The sequence below is a fragment of the Bittarella massiliensis (ex Durand et al. 2017) genome, from assembly GCF_009876955.1.
Taxonomy (GTDB): domain Bacteria; phylum Bacillota; class Clostridia; order Oscillospirales; family Ruminococcaceae; genus Bittarella; species Bittarella massiliensis.
Genome location: NZ_WWVY01000003.1, coordinates 77,201 through 97,411, shown reverse-complemented (window position 1 = coordinate 97,411; position 20,211 = coordinate 77,201). Strand labels below are relative to the sequence as shown.

The window sequence follows — 20,211 nt, the reverse complement described above, 5'->3', positions numbered from 1 at the left end:
ATGTTCTTCCCCCCGCTTCCTCTGCGCCGGCTCTCACCTCTCCCGGCTCTCTGTCGCGTCGGACTGCGGGGCTACTCTTCCCGTCGTCACCTTTCTATGTTGTGAATGAGGTTATTATATCCCGATTTGGGCGGTTGTCAAGCGGCAGATCGCAATTTTTACGGCGGCCCGCCCGATTGGGCGGCGACTTGTGCCCCTTTTATGCAGGTTGCAAAATGGGAGGCAAGAGAGCGCAGACTGCACAGTTTTGGCAAATTTTTGCCTGCTGTTTTGGTGAGGTTTTGGAACTTTAAAAATTGCACCTTGATTTGGCGCTACAGGTGTGCAAAGATAGGGCAGTGATGTTTTCCAATGCATACGCAGCAAGGCGGTGTTTTATGTGCGCTCCTACCTCGTCCCCATCCAGGCGGCCTTCCTCCTCTTCCCGGTGCTGGCCGCCCTTTTCTCCCTACCCTATGTGGTGGCCCAGTACCGGCGGTACGGGGCGCTGCTCCTCTTTCGGGTGCTCGTCGTCTACTCCCTCATCCTCTACCTGATGTGCGCCTTTTTCCTCACCGCCCTCCCCCTGCCGCCCATCTCCCAGGTGGCGAAGATGACCACCCCCATCCGCCAGCTGCACCCCTTTCACTTTGTGCAGGTGTTTTTGCAGGAGAGCTGCCTGGTGCCCGGCGACCCCTCCACCTGGCTGCCCGCTCTGCGCCAGGGCTGTTTTTATCAGCCCGCCTTCAACCTGCTGCTCCTCTTTCCCCTGGGGATCTACCTGCGCTACTACTTCAAGCGGGGCTGGGCCTCCACCCTGCTGCTGGTCTTTTCCGTCACCCTCTGCTTTGAACTCATCCAGTACTCGGCCCTCTTTGGCATCTACCCCCGGCCCTACCGGATGTTTGACGTGGACGACCTCTTTCTCAACACCCTGGGGGGGATGCTGGGCTTTTGGCTCACCCCGGCCCTCAGTTGGCTGCTCCCCACCCGGCAGCAGCTGGACACCCTCTCCTACCGCAAGGGGCGGCGGGTCTCCTACCCCCGGCGGTTGGTGGCCTTCTGCCTCGACTGGGGGCTGCTGGCGGGCCTTGTCACCCTGGCCCACCGGGGTTTGGGCTGGCCCGGCCTGCGCGACCTGCTGGGGCTGCGCAGCTGGGGGGCGGCCCTGCTCTACCTGGGGCTGGTGCTTCTCTACTTTGTGGCGCTGCCCTGGCTCACCGGCGGGCGCACCCTGGGCAAGGCCTTGGTGGGGCTCAAACTCGCCGGGGAGGGGGGAGAGCGCCCCCGATTCTGGCAGATCCTGGTCAGGCAGGGGATGCTCTACCTGGTCTTTCTCCCCGCGCCGGTGGTGGCCCTGCGGCTCTTTGAGCGGCGCGCCGCCCTCTCCCAGGGGCTCAACCTGCCGGTGCTGGTCCTCTTTTCCCTGCTGGGGCTGGTCTCGGCCTTCTTCGTCTTCTCCCTCTTTGCCGCCGGGCTCACCCGGCAGCACCGGCTGCCCTACGACAAGCTGGCCGGCACCGAAAACCGCAGCACCGTCGCCCGCCGGGGCGGGGAGGAGATGCCGCGGCCTTGACAGCCCCGGGGGCAGATGGTATGATGCCCCAAACACCCGCCGCCCGGCGGAGGAAAGAGGAGGGCTTTTGATGTCGTTACAGCTTGTGTTTCCCAGCGAGGAGTGGGGCGACCAGGTGCTCTGCTACCGCGCCGAATTTTTGGAGGCGGGCGACAGCCTGGACGGCACCGCCGGCCTTGCCGAAGCGGGCAGCTTTGCCGCCTGGCTGGCCGCGGTGCGCCGGAACCGGCGGGAGGAGACCGCTCTCCCCGGCATGGTGCCCGCCACCACCCTGCTGGCGGTGCGACCGGAGGACGGGCGACTGGTGGGGATGATCGACATCCGCCACCGGCTCAACGACTATCTGCTGCAGTTTGGCGGCCATATCGGGTACAGCGTCCGCCCCTCCCAGCGGCGGCAGGGGTACGCCAAGGAGATGCTCCGCCAGGGGTTGGTGCGCTGCCGGGAGATGGGACTTGCGCGGGTGCTCGTCACCTGCAACCGGGAAAACTGCGCCTCGGCGAGGACCATCCTCGCCTGCGGCGGGGTGCTGGAGGACGAGCGGGAGCGGGAGGACGGCGGCGTGACCCAGCGCTACTGGATCGCCCTGCCCCCCGCCTAAAGTCGGCCTCACAGAGAAAGAGGGCCGCGAGAGGATCTCTCTCGCGGCCCTCTTTTTGCCGCTTCGCGCCCCCTGATTTTACCGGGGGACGCGAAGCGATTTGGCGGAAGTCTTTTCTGAAAGGGTGTTGGAGGGGTGGAAAAGAACACGATTTTGGGGAGGGGGTGACATGAAGGGGTGTCCGGGATCGCCGGTCTGGCGGCGGCAGCGGGGTGCAGGCGGCCGTAAAACCCTGCTGCGCCCTGGACGGCTGAGCCCATACGATGCCCCTTTGGAACTGCTGTCCATCGCCCCTCGAGGCGTGGGGTCAGGGGGTAGGCTCCCCCGCCTCGGCAGGGCGGGGGGCGGGGGCGGCCACCCGTTTTTCGCAGCGGGGGAGGACGACAAAGTAGAGGGCCGCCCCCACCAGGAAAATCAGCAGGATGCTGAGCACCCCCCAGGGGGCGGCCTCCTGGGCGACCCCTTCCAGCACGGCGGCCGGGGCGTCGGCGGCGATCCCCCGGGAAGAACGGATGACAGAGGCTGCCACCGAGGAGGCCAGGGCCACCACGCTGGGGCCGATGATGGCCGAGAATTTGCCGAAGATGTCGTAGAAGCCGAAGAATTCGCCCGAGCGGGAGCGGTCGGGGATCATCTTTCCGAAGAGGCTGCGGCTGAGGGCCTGGATGCCCCCCTGGCTGGTGGCCACCAGGATGGCCAGCACCCAGAACTGCCAGATGGAGCGGATGAAGAAGCCGAAGACGCAGATGCACATGTAGATGCCGATGCCGACCCCCACCATGGTCCGGGCGCCGAAGCGGCCGGCCAGCTTTTGGTAGAGCAGGGCGAAGGGCAGCCCCAGCAATTGCACCAGCAGCAGGGCCAGCAGCATCTCGGTGGAGCCCAGGCCCAGGGTGTCGCCGTAGCTGGTGGACATGTGGATGATGGTGTTCACCCCGTCGATATAGAAGAAATAGGCCAGCAGGAAGACCAGCATCTGCCGGTGGCGAACAATTTCCTTCACCGTTTTGCCCAGTCCCTTCAGGGCCTGTCTCACCGCCCCGGGGCGGTAGGGGGCGCCGCTTTTCTGGCGGACGTTTTTGAGCAGCGGCCAGCTGAAGCAGAGCCACCAGAGGGCGGTGAAGCCAAAGGCAAAGCTCAGGCAGTAGATCATCTCCACCCCCACCAAGTTGAGGAGGAGGAAGAGGAGCAGGGGGATGGTGCTCCCCCCGATGTAACCCAGCCCATATCCCAGCAGGGAGACCTGGTCCATCCGCTCGGGGGAGGTGACGTCGACGAGGAAGCTGTCATAGTAGAGGTTGGCCCCGGCGAAGCCCACCGTGCTGACGATATAGAGCCCCAAGATCCAGAGGCCCACCCGCTCGGCCATGGCGGTGTCGGTAAAGCCGGTGAGGGGGGTGATGGCCAGCCCGGCACAGGAGAGGGCCCCCACCGCCAAAAAGATGCAGAACAGCCGCTTGCGCCAGCCCCAGAAGTCGCCCAGCGCCCCCAGGATGGGGGCCAACAGGGCCACCAGCAACATGGCGATGCTGGTGCAGTACCCCCAGGTGGCCATGCTGCTGGCGGAGTCCCGGGTGAAGCCGGCCACGGTGCCGTAGAAGATGGGCAGCACGGTGACCACCACCACGCTGTGGGCCGAGTTGGCCCAGTCGTACATCATCCAGCTCTTTTCCTCTTTGCTGTAACCCTTTAACAGTCCCATTGCGATACCCTCGTCTCTCTCTCATTTTTTGCAGGGGGAAAGGCGGCCGCCGCCTTCGGCGGGCCGGGTCGATCACGACATGGTCGACAGGGGGGCGTTGTAGTAGCCCAGCTTGTGGAAGGCGAACCACTCCTGAATGAGGGGTTCGGGGGCGGCGTCAAGGGCCAACAGGGCCTCTTTGGCAAATTCCAGGGCGGCGGTGCCGTTGGCGGTGACGATGTTTTGGTCCCGCACGGCCTGCCGGGTGAGATAGCGATCCTCCCCGGTGTAGGCCTCCCCTGCCCAGCGCTTCAAGTCCCCCAGGTCGTTGGCGGTGTGGCGCACCTGGTTGAGGGCCCCGACGGTCCCCAGGAAGCCCGCGGCGTTGCAGATGCCGCCCAGTACCCGCCCTTTGGCCAGACAGTCCTTCACCAGGGGGGTCACCCGGCGGGCGCTCTCCTCCCGCCAGGAGAGGCCGCCGATCAAAAAGAGGGCCTCGTACTCCTCCGGCGCCCCGTCCACAGAGAAGTCGGGCAGCGCCCGCACCCCGCCGATGGAGGAGACGGGCTCCCCGGTCAAAGAGACGGTTTTGACGGCGTATTTGCCGGGGGCCAGCATTCCCAGGGCGGAGGCGAGATAGGCGCCCTCCCAGTCGGCCCACCGGTCGAGCAATACAAGCAAAATGGTTTTCAAAACGACAGCACTCCTTTTTTCGCCGCGCAGAGCCGCGGCCAGCTATTTTTCCCGCTCTTCACCGCGTCGGCGACGGCGTAGACCATGTCAAAGCCCAGGGCGCAGAGGGCGAGGAGGAAGGGGATTTTTGACAGGGTGAGGATGTGGACGGTCTCCAGGGCGAAAAAGGCGGTCAGCCCGCCAAAAATCACCGCCACCAGGCGGTATTCGGCCCGTTTGTCCGCCCGGCGCCGCTCCGCTTTTCCCTTCCAGAGATAGGTGCTTGAGAGGATGGGGCCGCGGCCCCTTGCCGCAAAGGCGGTGTAGACGCCGCCCAGCAGGGCCAGGGCGCCCGTGGCACAGGCCAGGGCGATCTGCCAGTGGGTCATTGTTGAGACGCCTCCTTCCAGACGGGCGCCGGGGGCGGCGCCAGGTGGGACCGCCCAGCACGGGGGTCACCCCTATCCTACCACAGCTGCCCGAAATGGCAACCGGTCGGGGAGAAAAATGACAGAGATTTTGCAGAGGGAGGAGGGGGATCATCCCTTCCAGCCGTGTTCCCGCTTCCACCGCTCGATCTGTTCCAGCCGCTCCCGGTAGCGCTTTTCCGAGCCCTGGTCGGTGGGCTGGTAGTACCGCTTGCCCAGCAGGGAGTCGGGCAGGCACTGCATGGCGGTCACCTTCTCGTCGGCGTCGTGGGCGTACTCGTACCCCTCGCCGTAGTGCAGCTCCTTCATCAGGCGGGTGGGGGCATTGCGGATCTGCAGGGGCACCGGCTCGGCCAACATCCCCAGGGCGTCCTTCTTGGCGCTCTCGTACCCGGCGTAGAGGGCGTTTGACTTGGGGGCCAGCGAGAGGTAGGTCACCGCGTGGGCCAGGTTGACCGAACACTCGGGCATGCCGATGAAGTGGCTGGCCTGGTAGGCAGCCACCGCCACCTCCAGGGCGCGGCTGTCGGCCATCCCCACGTCTTCGCTGGCGAAGCGGATGAGCCGCCGGGCCACGTAGAGGGGGTCCTCTCCGGCCTCCAACATCCGCGCCAGCCAGTAGATGGCCGCCGAGGGGTCGCTGTTGCGCATCGACTTGTGCAGGGCCGAAATCAGGTTGTAGTGCTCCTCGCCCCCCTTGTCGTAGAGGAGGGACTTCTTGCTGATGCACTGCTCCAGGCTCTCCCGGGTGACCACCGTCCGCTCCCCCTGCCGCTCTCCGTTGAGGACGGCCATCTCCAGGGTGCCCAGGGCGGTGCGGGCGTCGCCGTTTGCAAAGGCGGCCACCGCCCGCACCAGTTCGTCGGCCATCTCCACCTGCAACTTGCCAAAGCCCCGCTCGTCCGTCAGGGCGCGGCGGAGCAGTTCGGCGATCTCCCCCTCCTTTAAGGGTTGGAGCACAAAGACCTTGCAGCGGGAGAGAAGGGCCGAGTTGATCTCAAAGGAGGGGTTTTCGGTGGTGGCGCCGATGAGGGTGATGCTCCCCCGCTCCACATAGGGGAGGAAGGCGTCCTGCTGGGCCTTGTTGAAGCGGTGAATCTCGTCCACAAAGAGGATGGTCCGATCCCCCATCATCCGGCTGCGCTCGGCCGCCGCCATCACCTCTTTGATCTCCTTGATGCCACTGGTGACGGCGCTGAAATCCACAAATTCCGCCTGGGTGCGGCGGGCGATGATGCGGGCCAGGGTGGTTTTGCCCACCCCCGGCGGCCCCCAGAAAATCATGGAAGAAATCAAATCCTGGTCGATGAGCTGGCGCAGGATCTTCCCCTCCCCCAACAGGTGGCGCTGCCCCGCGAATTCCTCCAGCGTCTCCGGCCGCAGGCGGGCGGCCAGGGGCTGCGACTGGGTGCGGGAATCAAAAAAGCTCTGCTGTTTCAAGCGGCTCTCCCTCCTCTGTGCCATGTGGGCAAACCTTTGTTTTCTCCATTATACCCGGCGCAGGGGACGAGGGCAAGGGAGAGCAAGGGAGAGCACGGCAGGAGAAAAGGGGACGGCCCGACGAAGAAGGGGGAGGGCATTTTCTTTAAGTTGATTTTAGGCGGGGGTGGTAGGGTGAAAAGAGAAATTTGACCGCCGCGGCCTTGGGTTTTCCCCGCCGCCGGGGTATAATGGAAAAAACGCCGCGGGCAGGGGGAGATGTCCCCCCCGGGGGGCACCCGATTGGAGAGAGGGGCTGACGGCCGGGGCGGCGGAAGGAGAGGGGAGAGGCGCTGTGCGATTGCTGCTGGCCGAGGACGAGCGGGAGCTCTCTGCCGCCCTGGTGGCCATTTTGCGCCACAACCGATATGAGGTGGACGCCGTCTACGACGGGGAGGACGCCCTGGCCTACGGTGAGAGCGGCCAGTACGACGGCATTGTCCTGGACATCATGATGCCGAAGATGGACGGTTTGCAGGTGCTGGCCCGGCTGCGGGAGCAGGGGGTCTCGACGCCGGTGCTCCTCCTCACCGCCCGCGCCGAGATCGAGGACCGCATTGCCGGGCTGGACGGCGGGGCCGACGACTACCTGAGCAAGCCCTTTGCCATGGGGGAACTGTTGGCCCGCATCCGCGCCATGACCCGCCGCCGGGAGGTATACGCCCCCAACACCCTCACCTTTGGCGAGCTCTCCCTGGACAGGGAGAGCTTTGAGGCGCGCTGTGGAGGGCGGGCCCAGCGGTTGGCCAACAAGGAGTTTCAGATGCTTGAAATGCTGCTGCAAAACCCCGGGCGCTACCTCTCCACCGAGCAGTTGATGGAGCACGTCTGGGGGTTTGACGCGGAGGCCGAGGTCAACGTGGTCTGGGTCACCCTCTCGGGGCTGCGCAAGAAGCTGGCGGCCCTGGAGAGCCGGGTGCAGATCCAGGCGGCCCGCGGCATCGGCTACCGGTTGGAGGAGAGGGGATGATCAAGCGGCTGCAGCGCAAGTTCGTCCTCATCGCCATGGGCTCCCTTCTGGCGGTGATGGTGGTGTTGGTGGGGGCCATCAACGCCGTGAACTTTGTGCAGATGGACCGGCGGGCGGACCGGCTGCTGGAGCTGATCTCCCAAAACGGGGGCGGGTTCCCGGCAGGGGGGAAGGAGCCCCACCGGGGGGAGAAGCCCCAGAAAGAGGGGCTGTTGGGCCCCGGCATGACCGAGGAGACCCCCTTTGAGACCCGCTATTTTGTGGTGTGGGCCGACGGGGCGGGGCAGGTCTCCCAGCTGGACACCAGCCACATTGCCGCCCTCTCCTCCCAGGAGGCCCGGAGCCTGGGGGAGGAGGTGCTCGCCTCGGGGCGGACGGGCGGCTACAAGGGCAGTTACAAGTACCTGAAGACCGCCAGCGGCAGTGGGAGCATGGTGGTCTTTGTCGACTGCAGCAGCCAGATGCGCACCGGGCTTTTCTATCTGGCGGTCTCCTGCGGGGTGGCGGCGGCCAGCTTTTTGGTGGTGTTGGTGCTGGTGAGCGTCTTTTCCCGCCGGGCAGTGCGCCCGGTGATGGAGAGTTTGGAGAAGCAAAAGCAGTTCATCACCGACGCCGGACACGAAATCAAGACCCCTTTGGCGGTCATCTCGGCCAACACCGACGTGCTGGAGCTGGAGAGCGGGGCCAACCAGTGGACCGAGAGCATCCGCAACCAGACCGCCCGTTTGGAGCGGCTGGTCAGGGACCTGCTGGCCCTCTCCCGCATGGAGGAGGGGAGGGTCGCCCTTTCCCTGAGCGATTTCTCCTTCTCCGACGTGGTGGCGAAGGCGGCCGAGCCCTTTCTCGCCCCCGCCCGGCAGAGGGGACAGACCCTCGAGCTGGCAATCGAGCCGGGGGTCTCCCTCTGCGGGGACAAGGGCGGGGTGCGGCAGTTGGTGTCCGTCCTGCTGGACAACGCCGTCAAGTATGCCGGCGAGGGGGGGCGCATCCAGCTGCGGGCCGGCCGCCGGGGGCGAGGCGCTTTTTTGGAGGTGGCCAACACCGCCGACAACCTGCCCGAGGGCGATTTGGACAGGCTCTTCGACCGCTTTTACCGGGCCGATTCCTCCCGCGCCCGCGCCACCGGCGGGTACGGCATCGGCCTCTCGATCGCCCGCGCCATCGCCGAGGCCCACGGCGGCAGGATCACCGCCCGCCGGGGCGAGGGGGAAATCCGCTTTCTGGTCGCCCTGCGGGCGGCGGGAGAGGGCCCGGGAGGGCGGAAATAAGCAAAAAAACAGCTCCCAGCGGACGGCCGTCTGCTGGGAGCTGTTTTTTTGTTCCATCTTTCCTTTTCGGGGAGGATTTGGGGGAACATGCGCCCTTTTTGGCCGAAGGGGTCGAGGGCCTTAAGTTGTTTTTAGGTTGGCCATGTACACTTTGAGAAAAGGCGGGGGGGACCCCCTGCCGAATGCAAAAAGGAGGCAGCGAAATGGGGGATTACCAGGGTGTTTTTGAGCGCTATGAAAAAAAGTATCTCCTCACCCCCGGGCAGTACCGGGCCCTTCGCCAAGAGATGGAGGGGCGGACCGAGCCCGACCAGTACGGCCGCAGCACGGTGTGCAGCGTCTATTTCGACACCCCCAGCTACCGGCTGATCCGCCGCTCGCTGGAGAAGCCCGGCTACAAGGAAAAACTGCGGCTGCGCAGCTACGGCGAGGTAAGGGGCGACGACCCGGTCTTTGCGGAGTTGAAGAAAAAATACGGGGGCATCGTCTACAAGCGGCGGGTGCAGATGACATTGGATGAGGCGGAGGCCTACCTCTACCGCGGCCAACCGGCGGGAAATCCCAGCCAGATCACCCGGGAAATCGACTGGTTTTGCCACTTTTACGGCGAGGTCGCCCCGCGGATGCTCATCACCTGCGAGCGGGTCGCCCTCTGCGGGGTGCGGGACGAGGGGCTGCGGGTGACCTTTGATCGGGACATTCGCTGGCGGGAGGAGGCCCTCTCCCTGCGGGAGGGGGTCTGGGGCGACCCGCTGCTGCGGCCGGGAGAGCGGCTGATGGAGATCAAGGCGCCGGGGGCGCTGCCCCTCTGGCTGGCAGATGCCCTCAGCGGGCAGGGGGTCTTCCCCATCTCCTTTTCCAAATACGGCAGCGCCTACTGCCAGAAGATGGGGGGCAGCGCCCCCGCAGACGACCGACACCTGAAAGAGAAAGGGGCATCCATCTGTGCTTGATTCGCTTTTTGCCAGCATTTTGACGACCTCGTCCGCCGCGGCGGCCCTCTCCTTGGGGAAGCTGCTCCTCTGCACCGCCACCTCGCTGGTGCTGGGGGCGGCGATCGCCGCCATCCACACCTTCCGCAACCGCTACACCAAGGGGTTTGTCATGACACTGGCCCTGCTGCCGGCGGTGGTGCAGATGGTGATTTTGATGGTCAACGGCAACCTGGGCACCGGGGTGGCGGTGGCGGGGGCCTTCAGCCTGGTGCGCTTTCGCTCGGCCCCCGGCAGCGCCCGGGAGATCTGCAGCATCTTTTTGGCCATGGCGGTGGGATTGGCCACCGGCATGGGCTACCTGGCGGCGGCCGCCCTTTTCGTGCTGGTCATCGGCGGGGCGAGCATCCTCTACACCTGCTTGCGATTCGGGGAGCAAAAACAGCTGGAAAAGGAGCTGAAGATCACCATCCCCGAGACGCTGGACTACACCGACCTCTTTGACGACCTGTTTGCCCGCTACACCGCCCACTGGAAGCTGGAGCAGGTCAAGACCACCAACATGGGCAGCCTCTACCGGCTGGACTACCGCATCGCGCTGCGGGACCCGGCCCAGGAAAAGGCGTTTTTGGACGAACTGCGCTGCCGGAACGGCAATCTGGAGATTGTCTGCGGCCGCCTCCCCCTCCTCACCGAGGAGCTGTGAGTGGAGAAAGAAGGCGTATGGATTTGACAGGGAGAAAAAGACAGAAGCTGGCGCTGCTGCTGGCGGCGACCTTGGCCCTTTGGAGCTTGGCGGGGTGCGGGAAGAAGGCCGTCGAAGAGACCGGAGAGGAGGAGAGCGGCGCACCCGCTGTCTCCGCCGCCGACATCGACATCACCTTTACCGCCCGGGACCTGGACGTGGGATACGACGAGGGGACCGCCACCAAGGTGGCGTTTGACGGCTCCGGCGCGACCGTTACCGGCAGCGGCGCGGCCCTGGACAGCGGGGTGCTGACCATCTCCGCCGAGGGGACCTACCTCCTTTCCGGACGGGGGGACGAGGGGCAGATCCGCGTCTCGGTGGGGAAAGAGGAGAAGGTGCAGCTGGTGTTGCAGGGGGTGATGGTGCACTGCAGCACTGGCCCGGCCCTCTACATCGCCCAGGGGGACAAGGTCTTCATCACCCTGGCGGAGGGGAGCGAAAACGCCCTGAGTGACGGGGAGAGCTACTCCCTGGACGAGGCTGACGGCAACCTGGACGGCGCCGTCTTCAGCCGGGCGGATCTGACCGTCAACGGCACCGGCGCGCTGACGGTGGACGGCAACTACAAGCACGGCATCGTCTCGAAGGACGACCTGGTGATCACCGGCGGGGAGTTGACAGTGACCGCGGTGGGGCAGGCCCTGTCGGGGAAGGACTGCGTCAAGATCGGGGACGGGACCTTTGTTCTCACCAGCGGGACCGACGCCATCCAGTCGAGCAACGCCGAGGACGCCGGGCGGGGCTTTGTCTATATTGCTGGGGGAGATTTTACCCTGCGCGCGGGCAACGACGGCGTGCAGGCGGAGACGGTCCTCTGGATCGACGGGGGGACCTTTGAAGTGGTGAGCGGCGGGGGCAGCGCCAACGCCAGCACCGACGCCGCCGGCGAGGCCCAGCCCGGCTGGGGCCAGTGGGGCGGCGACATGCCCGGCGGGGAGAGGCCGGGTGGAGGGATGCCTGGTGGGGGCAGCGCACCCGACGCCACCCCTACCGGGGCCCAGACGGTGCAGACCGCGGCCCAGCAGACCGACACCGCCGGCACCCAGAGCGGGGACAGCGCCAAGGGGCTGAAGGCGGGGAGCGAGCTGATCGTCAACGGCGGCACCTTTGACATCGACTCGTCGGACGACTCCCTCCACTGCAACGGCGATTTGACGGTCACGGACGGGACCCTTCGCCTCTCCTCGGGGGATGACGGCATCCACGCCGACGGCAGCTTGCAGATCGGCGGCGGCACCATCGAAATCGCCAAGTGCTACGAGGGGATCGAGGGGTTGCACATCGACATCTCCGGCGGCGAAATCAGCTTGGTGGCCAGCGACGACGGCCTCAACGCGACGGGGGGGAACGACGGTTCCTCCCTAGGCGGCAGGCCGGGACAGAACAGCTTTGCCGGCGACGGGGACGCGGCAACCATCTCCATCTCGGGCGGGGTGCTCAGGATAGACGCGGCCGGGGACGGCATCGACTCCAACGGCGACCTGCTGGTCAGCGGCGGCACCGTCTATGTAGACGGGCCCACCAGTGGGGGGGATGGGGCCCTCGACTACGACGGCAGCGGTGAAGTCAGTGGCGGCACTGTGGTGGCGGTCGGCAGTGTGGGGATGGCGATGGGCTTTACCAGCGGTTCTACCCAAGGCTCCATCCTCTGCAATTTTCCCTCGTCGGTGGCGGCGGGGACCGAATTTGCCCTCAAGGACAGCGCGGGCAATACCCTGGTGAGCTATACCCCCCAGAAGGCCTACCAGTCGGTGGCGGTCAGCTGCCCTGCAATGAAGCAGGGGGAGAGCTACACCCTGTGCGCCGGCAATCAGACGGCGGAGGTGACCCTGTCTGAACTGGCCACCACCTATGGCCAGGGGGGAATGGGCGGCGGCCAGATGGGCGGCATGCCCGGCCAACAGGGCGGAAGGATGCGCTAGAAGACGGCGCCAGTATATGGGAAAGGGTCCGGGAGGCGATAGCCTGACCGGGCCCTTTTTTGGCGGGCGGGCATTGACCGGGGCCGCTGGGAAATGGTATGGTAGGGGAAACAGATCGCCCGGCTTGGACCGGGGGAGGGGGGATGCAGATGGAGCGGGAAATCGATGCCTATTCCTACCAGTGCGGGGTGATGGACGCCTTTTGCGAGATGGTCCACGCCGGGGTCAAGAGGATCGCCCTCAGCCACCCCTGCCCCACCCGGGAGGAGCGGGACAGCTACCTGCCGGTGGCGGAGGAGCTCTGCCGGAAATACGGTGTGCGCTGTTTTTTGGAGAACGGGGGGCTGGTGACCGACCTGTTTCCCCGCGCCCTCAACGAGGGCAGCTACAACCTGGTGTTTTACCGCCGGGAGGAGGACATTGCGGCCTACCGGGCCATTGGCGAGGAGAAGGCGCGGCTGCTGGCCGGCGGGGCCTACCGGGGGGCGGCGAGGGAACGTCTGGCAGTGGATTTTGGCCGGTTGCTGGGTTACCGGGAGGACGACATTGCCCGGCTGCTGGCGGAAAACGGCGATCGGGAACCGTGAGGGGACAAGACGGATGAACTATGTGATTTTGGATTTGGAGTGGAACCAGCCGGTCTCGCAGGACCGGGCAATCGAGGGGTTGGCCGGGGAGATCATTCAGTTTGGCGCGGTGAAATTGGACGGGGAAAAGCGGGTGGCGGACAGCTTTGAGGCGGTGGTCCGCCCCTGCCGCTACACCAAGATGAACCGGTATGTCAAAAAACTCACCGGCATCGACGAGAAGATGTTGGCGGGGGGGATGCCCTTCCCCCAGGCGCTGGACGCCTTTCACCGCTGGTGCGGGGAAGATTTTGCCCTGTTGACCTGGGGGCACGACGACGGCCCGCTGCTCAAGGAGAACGCCCGGCTGCACGATCTGCCCACCGACTGGATCGCCGCCCCCTACAACCTGCAGGTGCTCTTCAACGAGCAGGTGACGGGGGAGAACCGGCAGTGGTCTCTGGCCTCGGGACTGGAAAAGCTGGGGCTGGCCCCGGACGACGCGGCTCACGACGCCCTGCACGATGCCCGCAGCACCGCCCAGATCGCCGCCCGGCTGGACTTGGACAAGGGGATCGCCGGGTACCGGGACGCCACCTCCGCCCTCCTCTGCGCCGATGTGCTGGCCAGCGCTGGGTTTCGGGGGCTGGCGGACCCGGCGACCGCCCTGGAAGGAGCGGTGGGAGAGATCCCCTGCCCTGTGTGCGGGCAGCCGCTGGAGAGGGGCGAGTGGGTAGAGCAAAACGGCGAAAAGCGCATTGCCATGGCCGTCTGCCCCGAACATGGGCGGTTTTTTGTGCGGCTCAAGCTGTGGCGCACCGGCAAGACCTTTTCCGCCCGGCGGACGCTCTGCCGGCCGGACGAACAGATCGACGCCTTTTACCGGGAAAAGGCGTTGCGCGCCCGGCAGCGGGCGGAAAAGCGGCGCGCGGATGGGGCAACAGGCGAACAGGCGGGCGAAAACTAAAAAGGCGAGAAGCCGTTTCTCCGTGGGGAGAGACGGCTTCTCGCTTTTGGCCTTTATTGGAAGGGGTACTCCTCTTTCCAGAGGCCGTGGAGGTTGCAGTACTCGTAGACCGCTTCGGCCTGGTCGCCGGGGTCCAGCCAAAAGGTGGCCACCGGCCGCTGGTCAGGGGAGAGGGACTTGCACTGGCGGACGCCATTTTTCGTCTCCAGCGCGATCCAGCGGATGGAGTGTTCGGGGGTCATGGGGTGTTCGGCGGAGCCGACGCAGACGTGAACGGCATTGCCGTCGATTTGGACGATGGGGAGGTGCTTTTCGACCGCGCCGTCGGTGGTTCCGGGATGCAGTTCCCCCATGGGCTGGCCGCAGCAGATGGTGGGGACAGAGGTGGGCTCCACCATCTCGACGATCTTTCCGCAGATGTCGCACTTGTAAAATTTCATCAGTGAACTCCTTTCACGGGGAGGAGGGAGGGCAATGGGCTCTCCCGTCTTCTCTTATTGGTGGGTCTATGGCAATTATGTGCGGCCGGTTCGAGGAACATTCGCCAAGAGAGGGGAAAAGGGGAAGAGGGATTGCGGAGCAGGCACAGAAAGAGATGCGACGTTTTTGATTCGCAACGAAATAGCCAAAAACCGTTTCAAAAGATAGTGCAAGATTCTTGTCTATTGTACATTGAAAAACAAATGTTCTTGTACTATCATAGAGATACAGCCGATGCCGGGCAGAGACGAAACTGGCGAGAGGGCCAATGCTGGCTATGAAGTAGCGAAAACGATATAAATATTGCTTGAATTGTTTCTTTTTAGGATTAAAAGCGAGAGGTGGCCAGGGTAGATCGCACGGAGAGGTTGAGGAAATCTGTTGCATCGGCGGGGCTGCGGAGTGACGCGCCCTTACAGCAATAGAGAAAAATACCGGTTGGAACGGCAAAGGAGGAGAGAAAATGATTTACCCCTGTTACAACTGCAAGGAGGAGAGGCCCTGTGACCGAGAGCACTGCCTGGCATTTCAGTTGATGCGGCAGCATGGGGAGGAACTGTTGCAGGAGCGAAGGAGGGCCCAGGAGCGGGAGAGAGATGTCCGGCAGACGGAGATGGAGCGCACCCAGAGGTTGCGAAAAAGGAACTGGCGTTGACTTTGTTACGGCTAAAAGGGCAGTGTCAGCTGGAATGAAAAGATGTCTGATATGGAAAATTTAATTGAGGGAGATAGCCATGAAAAGATTTCTAGATGAGGATATTAAACATCAAGCAATTTGGATCGTACGGGGATATCAAGCATCTCTGCAGAGGTATTTGGACAAAAAACAACAAATTTTATCGAGCGGTTCTATTGATACCTTAATTGGTACGGCTAAAACTGCCGAAGGTGCATCAGCTAAAAAAGAGGATAACAATGGCTATGGAGTACGGGGAACCGAGCGGAAATTAAAAAACTTGGAAAGCATGGCAGATGCTCGAAGAATAGCAGCGGTAGAGCAGGCAAAAAAGCGGATCGGATCCGATTTAAAGAATGAAGAGTTGCAAAAAAGGTTGACGAAGGCAATTGTGCTCAATTGTGAGAATGGACGGCAATATCCGTATGAACGGTTGGGAATTGACGAAATTGGGAGGACTAATTTTTATGAAAGAAGAGCGTCTTTTCTAAAAGAGGTAGCATTTTTAGCAGGAGTTTTGTAAAGAGCGGACTGTGCATCGATAGATGCTGATAAACTAAATATAGTGAAAAGACAGAACAAATGTTTTTGAGTATGGAGTTCTGTTCTCAGTGGAGAGGGGGGAATTGAACATGGGGAACAAGGATTGGGCGGCAGGTGAAATGGCGAGAGAGAAGCCTGCTGGGTTGGCACTCTCGCCAAAACGAAGCGCAGAATACGGCTGCGTTCGACCTTGGGATGTAGATGTTCACATCCCGAAGCGATGTGCAGGCAATCAAAGAGATGGGGGTGCAAATGAGTGCTGGCTTTAACGGATATCAGAGATTGGTTGAAAAACAAGCTTGTCGGGGTTGAATTTACTCTGGCCCCTATCTCTGCAGACAGTCCGCGATGTATTGGTCTCTATGATGGGAAGGAATCCGTTGCAGAAAGAGTTTGCTTGGGAGGGCTGGCACAGACCCATTATCAGCATCGAAAGATCGTAATTTGTGTACATTGGCCTGGAGACCCTGAAGAAGCACAGGAGAAGGCTGCAGAGGTACATAAACTTTTTCTCGAACTGATAAAAGAGCCTATGGGAAATGAGAGAGTTGTTCGGTCAAATCCTGGAGGACAGCCTTTAATCGCACCGCAAGCTCAAAATGGTGAATGTGAATACGTAATCAATATAGAGTTGGATTATGAAAGGATGGTTTAAATGGCAATGACCGGTGTTTATCCTGTTTACAGCAATAAGTTTAAAGTGGGGGTGGATGGCAGAGAAAGCAGCGATGAAAAGATGGTTTCTATCGCTGAAATGGAGAGCTTTTCGGTTGCAATCGACGGCAGTGTTGAAGAGTGGACTCCGTTGGATTCTGAGGGCTGGATCAAGCGATTGACTACTGGAAAGGGCCTTACGATCTCTCTGGCGGGGAAACGCTGCGTGGGAGATTCGGGCAATGATTATGTGGCCGCTGTCGCATGGAAGAACGGCAGAGAGTGCGATAGCAAATTTCAGTGGGAATTTCCCGATGGTGCAAAGCTTACTTTTGATTGTGTAATCAACGTCACAACTCCTGGTGGCGGTGACAGTACTGCGGTGGATGGCCTTGAATTTGATGTGATGAGCAGTGGAAAACCCATCTATACACCTGCCGTTACACCTGCCGCCTAGAGGAAAAAAACCAATAGGGAAAGACCGCCTAAAGGCGGTCTTTTTGAAAACACATAATAGAGAGGGGAAAAACAAATGGCTAAATTTTATGCGTTGGACAACAAACTTATGTGCGGAGGTCCGGAAGTGCGGATCGGCGATCGCGTGTATTCGGTAGATGATAGAAAAAAGACTGTAGTGAGAATGATGGATCTGACCAAAAAAGAGGATGTTTCTCCAACCGCAGTTATGGAGGAGAGCCTTAAGTTGGGACTGGGTGCTGAAGCAGCAAAAGAAATCGAAAAAATGGATCTATCGTTTGCCGCGTATACTGAACTGGTGCGACTGGTAACTGCTGCTATGATTGGAGAGGAGCCGGAGAAAATGGAGGAGCGATTTCAAAACGGCGGAAAGGCATAGGGAAACGGGGTGGTACGACCCCGAATATGATCGGATTTTGATTGAACAGAGTATAGCCAAACAGTACGGTGTTTTGCCCTCTCAGCAAGAAGAACTCTCCTATTCCGACTGGTACAAAATGGTGGGCGGCTTAATGGGAGATACCCCGCTGGGACAGGTAATTGAGTTGCGTTCAGAAAAAGACAAAGAGAGGTTGAAGCACTTTTCGCCAGCACAAAGACGGATCCGAGCGGAGTGGGCACACTTCGTCGGAAGGAAAAAGAATTGCCCAGAGCAAGAAGCGGCACAACAACAGCAATTGGCGAGTTTGCAGATGGCATTGGCAGAGATGTTCAAACCACAGTAAGATAGCGATCAATAGTAGGAGGTGAAAATAAGTGGCCAAAGAAAGCTTTGATGATGTAAAAATCGATCTTGAAGTTCAAATACAGATTGATCAATTAGAACGCCAAATAAAAAAGGCATCTGAATTTGCCCAGCAAAGCGCAAAACGCCATTTTGTCAAGGTTGGAATTAGCATTGGAAGTGCAATTGTCAGACCGGCCCAACAAGCAGTAAATGACTTAAAAAAGCCTCTGCAACAGATGAAACGTGAAACGGAAAAGACGGCAGAGGGCGTTGCAAAAGCGGCGGGGGTAATGGGGGAAAAAGGAAACAAACCTGTAGATAGTAAAATGAGTATGCCCTATGAGGCTTTAAAGAGGGAAACAGAGGAAACCTCCAACCTAATAGAAAAGCGCTTATCTGAGGCAACGAGTTTATCAGGTGATGGCGGAGACTTGCCCTTCGATCAGATAGCGCAAAAAGCAGGTACAGTTTCCAAATCGATAAATGACGACTTGTCGAAGGCCATAAGCTTGCCCAATGCAAAAAACGCACCGTTTGAACAGGTAAAGGCCGAGGCGATGAGAACTGCGGATACGGTAAAAGGTGCGCTGTCAGAGGCAGTAAATTTGCCCGATGAAAGAAAAAATACAATATCTGAGGCAAAAAGCAATCTGCCCAGCAGCAAAGAGATGAATATCACTGCGCCACGGGCGCCCCCAAAGGGCGATGTTGGCATTCAGAAGAACGAACAAGTATCTGGAGAGCCACAAGTAGGCTCTATCAAGGTATCTTTGCAAGAAGTACGAGAAGAGGCGTTTCAGGTTGGCGGAGAAATACAACATGGATTTGGGGGACAGGTAGAAAGTGCCGTTGGATCTATAGGCAGTTTGTTGGATAACCTGAAAGAGAAGTTTAGCAGTGCTGGCCAGTGGATCAAAAATGCATTGTCAAAGGCATTTGAAGGGGTCAAAAGCGTTGCCCTAAATGCTTTTAGCGCAATTTCTCAAGCAGCAGGTCTAGGGGACTTAAAAGAGTTCATGGTGCAAGCCATTGTTCAAAATGGACAATTTGCAGCAAGCATGAACCAAATTAAAGGTAGTCTAGCGGCGGCTTTTGTACCAATCTATAATGCCATCATGCCAGCTCTCAATGCACTCATGACGGGCGTGGCAACAGCAGTAAAGTTCGCATCTGGGTTCATTTCAGGCCTTTTTGGAACCTCATACGAGGATTCTGTTCAAAGTGCTCAGGGACTTCAAAAGGTGCAAACGGCTGCTGCGGGGACTGGTTCTGCCGCAAAAAAGGCGGCGAAACAAATGCGGGAACTGGCATCTTTTGACGAAATAAATTTGCTGTCTAATTCTGCCCAGGAAGAGGGCGGAGGGGAGAGTGCAGTATCTGTTCCCGCAATCAACTTTGATGCTTTGGACACCGGGATGACAGCCACAGCGGAAGGATTGGCACAGAAATTCAAAGACGCTCTTGGCAGGGCTTTTTCCAGTATTGGAGAGTACTTTCAAGTAAATCTACTGCCCAATATTCAGAATGCCATTGCATTGATCGAACCGGAGTTTCTTCGGCTTGGGCAGATTATGGGAGGGATATGGCAGGATATCACCACTTTGGCACAGCCTTTTATGGAATGGTTTGGCGGGGATTTTACGGTGTTTTTACAAACAAGGATTGACACCATTGGCCTGGTGGTATCGGGTCTCTTCGAAACGTTTAATACTGTTTTTTCAAGTCTGTGGAATTTGGTTTTATTCCCATTTCTTGAAAATTTCACAGTTACATTGCTTCCAGTTTTAACACAAGCAGCAACACAGATGCAACTTGCTTTTCAAACGGCTTTTACAGCTATTAAAGATGTTTTCTTGACCCTGTGGACAGAAGGTGTAGAGCCGGTGTTAAGCCAGGTTATGAGCATCTGGACCGATTTTACGGCAATTCTAAAATCCCTGTGGGATGAATACGGAGAAAGCACTTTTACAAAAGTGCGAGATGCAATCGACAATACAAAAGAAGTGTTCTACAATGCCTGGGAAACTTACCTAAAACCCACTTGGGATACGATTATGGAGACAGTGGACTGGCTTTGGACCAAGCATTTAAAGCCGTTGACAGAACGCATTGGAGAATTTGTAATGAAATTTATCCAAGCTGCACTGGATATTTATAACCAATTTATCGTGCCTGTCGTCAAATGGCTACAGGAAATCCTTGGGCCGGTATTTCAAAGGATTTGGGGTTTGATTTCAAGTGTAGTGGGAACGGTCGTTGGTTTTATTTCGGATCTCATATCTGCTCTTTTGCGCCAGATCGGTGGCATTGTAGATTTTGTAGCAGGTGTTTTCACGGGGGATTGGGAGCGTGCTTGGAATGGTGTCAAGGATATTTTTGGCGGTATCGTTGACGGAGTGAAATCTGTTTTCAAGGGTGCTATCAACTTGATTATTGACATTATAAACGACTTTACCGGCGGTCTAAACTGGATTCCTAAAACACTATCTAAGGTTCCAGGCTTTGGATGGGCGAAAGATTGGCAAATCCCGCAGATCCCCAAATTTGCAAAGGGTGGGATCGTGGACCGTCCGACGCTGGCACTGATTGGTGAGGCAGGGGATGAGGCGGTCATTCCCTTAGAAAATAATCGAAGAGGGATTCAGGCAATTGCAGGACAACTGAGTGAGAATACAAATGTCGGGAAGGATGAGGAATCTCTATCAAGGGCGGTAGCCAAGGGACTAAAACAGTATTTGGGTGATCAGCTTCCAATCCCTGATTTAGTAGTAAAATATCCGGATGGAACAATCCAAAGGCTGGCGTTAAAAGCCATTTCAGATTACCAAAGGATGCATGGCGGCGCACTGCCCTTTGCTCTATGAA

At 59.9% G+C, this 20,211-nt stretch carries 21 protein-coding genes; 16 read left to right on the top strand and 5 right to left on the bottom strand.

Going from position 1 to position 20,211, the window contains the following annotated elements; genetic code table 11:
* Nucleotides 1–379: 379 nt before the first annotated feature.
* Both GT748_RS04325 and GT748_RS04320 read left to right on the top strand, forming a co-directional pair.
* On the top strand, nt 380–1,555 hold the full coding sequence (locus tag GT748_RS04325) for a VanZ family protein (RefSeq protein WP_044991799.1): 1,176 nt from the start codon (nt 380–382) through the stop codon (nt 1,553–1,555).
* 70 nt (nt 1,556–1,625) lie between these two features.
* The gene (locus GT748_RS04320) at nt 1,626–2,156 is read left to right on the top strand and encodes a GNAT family N-acetyltransferase (RefSeq protein ID WP_021658050.1); all 531 of its coding nucleotides are present in this window, start codon (nt 1,626–1,628) and stop codon (nt 2,154–2,156) included.
* A 307-nt stretch (nt 2,157–2,463) separates the two neighbouring features.
* On the opposite strand, the gene GT748_RS04315 is transcribed toward GT748_RS04320, so the two are convergent.
* From GT748_RS04315 to GT748_RS04300, 4 genes are all read right to left on the bottom strand, one after another.
* Nucleotides 2,464–3,858 (bottom strand): MFS transporter, encoded by a 1,395-nt coding sequence (locus tag GT748_RS04315; protein ID WP_192927522.1) that lies wholly within the window; start codon nt 3,856–3,858, stop codon nt 2,464–2,466.
* 72 nt (nt 3,859–3,930) lie between these two features.
* On the bottom strand, nt 3,931–4,530 hold the full coding sequence (locus GT748_RS04310) for a DJ-1/PfpI family protein (protein WP_021658053.1): 600 nt from the start codon (nt 4,528–4,530) through the stop codon (nt 3,931–3,933).
* Nucleotides 4,527–4,898 (bottom strand): hypothetical protein, encoded by a 372-nt coding sequence (locus tag GT748_RS04305; protein WP_161213357.1) that lies wholly within the window; start codon nt 4,896–4,898, stop codon nt 4,527–4,529. Before GT748_RS04305 ends, GT748_RS04310 begins: the two co-directional genes overlap by 4 nt.
* A gap of 150 nt (nt 4,899–5,048) precedes the next feature.
* Complete coding sequence (locus tag GT748_RS04300) at nt 5,049–6,377, bottom strand: replication-associated recombination protein A (protein ID WP_044991733.1); 1,329 nt, start codon at nt 6,375–6,377, stop codon at nt 5,049–5,051.
* Between the two features lie 334 nt (nt 6,378–6,711).
* Between GT748_RS04300 and GT748_RS04295 the strand changes: the two genes are divergently transcribed.
* The 7 genes from GT748_RS04295 (at nt 6,712) to GT748_RS04265 (ending at nt 13,789) form a co-directional block, all read left to right on the top strand.
* Nucleotides 6,712–7,386, top strand: coding sequence for a response regulator transcription factor (locus GT748_RS04295; protein WP_044991735.1), 675 nt, complete (start codon nt 6,712–6,714; stop codon nt 7,384–7,386).
* Nucleotides 7,383–8,654 (top strand): sensor histidine kinase, encoded by a 1,272-nt coding sequence (locus tag GT748_RS04290; RefSeq protein ID WP_021658058.1) that lies wholly within the window; start codon nt 7,383–7,385, stop codon nt 8,652–8,654. Before GT748_RS04295 ends, GT748_RS04290 begins: the two co-directional genes overlap by 4 nt.
* A gap of 203 nt (nt 8,655–8,857) precedes the next feature.
* Nucleotides 8,858–9,607 (top strand): polyphosphate polymerase domain-containing protein, encoded by a 750-nt coding sequence (locus GT748_RS04285; protein ID WP_044991737.1) that lies wholly within the window; start codon nt 8,858–8,860, stop codon nt 9,605–9,607.
* Complete coding sequence (locus GT748_RS04280) at nt 9,600–10,292, top strand: DUF4956 domain-containing protein (RefSeq protein WP_021658060.1); 693 nt, start codon at nt 9,600–9,602, stop codon at nt 10,290–10,292. The genes GT748_RS04285 and GT748_RS04280 overlap by 8 nt, the downstream gene beginning before the upstream one ends.
* Before the next feature lie 17 nt (nt 10,293–10,309).
* The gene (locus tag GT748_RS04275; RefSeq protein ID WP_438819365.1) at nt 10,310–12,256 is read left to right on the top strand and encodes a carbohydrate-binding domain-containing protein; all 1,947 of its coding nucleotides are present in this window, start codon (nt 10,310–10,312) and stop codon (nt 12,254–12,256) included.
* Between the two features lie 149 nt (nt 12,257–12,405).
* A complete protein-coding gene (locus GT748_RS04270; protein WP_052537573.1) occupies nt 12,406–12,843 on the top strand; it encodes a hypothetical protein in 438 nt (145 codons plus the stop codon).
* Between the two features lie 13 nt (nt 12,844–12,856).
* Nucleotides 12,857–13,789, top strand: coding sequence for a 3'-5' exonuclease (locus tag GT748_RS04265; protein ID WP_021658063.1), 933 nt, complete (start codon nt 12,857–12,859; stop codon nt 13,787–13,789).
* Nucleotides 13,790–13,842: 53 nt separating this feature from the next.
* Here the strand turns inward: GT748_RS04265 and GT748_RS04260 are convergent, their stop codons facing one another.
* Nucleotides 13,843–14,229, bottom strand: a complete 387-nt coding sequence (locus GT748_RS04260) for a desulfoferrodoxin family protein (protein WP_021658064.1) — start codon at nt 14,227–14,229, stop codon at nt 13,843–13,845.
* A gap of 503 nt (nt 14,230–14,732) precedes the next feature.
* Between GT748_RS04260 and GT748_RS04255 the strand changes: the two genes are divergently transcribed.
* The 7 genes from GT748_RS04255 to GT748_RS04225 all read left to right on the top strand — a co-directional run bounded on the left by GT748_RS04255 (nt 14,733) and on the right by GT748_RS04225 (nt 20,210).
* Nucleotides 14,733–14,924 (top strand): hypothetical protein, encoded by a 192-nt coding sequence (locus GT748_RS04255; RefSeq protein WP_021658066.1) that lies wholly within the window; start codon nt 14,733–14,735, stop codon nt 14,922–14,924.
* Nucleotides 14,925–15,003: 79 nt separating this feature from the next.
* Nucleotides 15,004–15,468 carry a hypothetical protein gene (locus tag GT748_RS04250; RefSeq protein WP_021658067.1) on the top strand — a complete coding sequence of 155 codons (465 nt, stop codon included), beginning with the start codon at nt 15,004–15,006 and terminating at the stop codon, nt 15,466–15,468.
* Nucleotides 15,469–15,744: 276 nt separating this feature from the next.
* Complete coding sequence (locus tag GT748_RS04245; protein ID WP_143161607.1) at nt 15,745–16,143, top strand: phage tail terminator protein; 399 nt, start codon at nt 15,745–15,747, stop codon at nt 16,141–16,143.
* The gene (locus GT748_RS04240) at nt 16,144–16,599 is read left to right on the top strand and encodes a phage tail tube protein (RefSeq protein ID WP_021658069.1); all 456 of its coding nucleotides are present in this window, start codon (nt 16,144–16,146) and stop codon (nt 16,597–16,599) included.
* 75 nt (nt 16,600–16,674) lie between these two features.
* The gene (locus GT748_RS04235) at nt 16,675–16,998 is read left to right on the top strand and encodes a hypothetical protein (RefSeq protein WP_021658070.1); all 324 of its coding nucleotides are present in this window, start codon (nt 16,675–16,677) and stop codon (nt 16,996–16,998) included.
* A 37-nt stretch (nt 16,999–17,035) separates the two neighbouring features.
* On the top strand, nt 17,036–17,344 hold the full coding sequence (locus GT748_RS04230; protein ID WP_021658071.1) for a hypothetical protein: 309 nt from the start codon (nt 17,036–17,038) through the stop codon (nt 17,342–17,344).
* A gap of 31 nt (nt 17,345–17,375) precedes the next feature.
* Nucleotides 17,376–20,210, top strand: a complete 2,835-nt coding sequence (locus GT748_RS04225; protein ID WP_021658072.1) for a phage tail protein — start codon at nt 17,376–17,378, stop codon at nt 20,208–20,210.
* Nucleotide 20,211: the final 1 nt, after the last annotated feature.